Annotated in this window: 1 protein-coding gene; it reads right to left on the bottom strand. The window is 32.1% G+C overall.

All coding sequences use genetic code 11. The features are described 5' to 3' along the window. A partial coding sequence (locus E1171_RS23900) for a hypothetical protein (protein WP_187696493.1) occupies positions 1–348 on the bottom strand: 348 nt, incomplete at its 3' end. Positions 349–383 lie beyond the last annotated feature (35 nt).

The raw sequence follows: 383 nt of genomic DNA, 5'->3' as shown, positions 1-383 counted from the left end.
TTTTAGTGATTCCGGATTATAATTTTTATAAATTTCTTCATTCAATAAGTGAATAAAGCTTTCAGCATATTGAGAGAGCTTGTATTTATCCTCCTTCCGGAAATAAAGCAAATAAAACCTCCTCAAATCACGAATGGGTCTTTGAACAGCAATATTTTTTTCCCGACCGGTCATTTCAACTACCTCTTCAAAAGCCCTAACCACGTCAAATTCAGAAAACTTGCTTTCAATTTTCCCCAAACTGATCCATTCTTGCAACAAAACCAAAGTGAGAATTTTTTCTGCTTTATCGGGAATAATTTTCCCAAACTGATGATTAATAAAATTTATTTTTTCCGAAAGATTCATATTCTAATCCAAAAAAGAGGGTCAAAAATACTGAA

The organism is Xanthovirga aplysinae (assembly GCF_009711365.1).
GTDB classification, from domain to species: domain Bacteria; phylum Bacteroidota; class Bacteroidia; order Cytophagales; family Cyclobacteriaceae; genus Xanthovirga; species Xanthovirga aplysinae.
The sequence above is the reverse complement of the archived record's forward strand: the minus strand, read 5'-3'. Positions and strand labels throughout refer to the sequence as shown.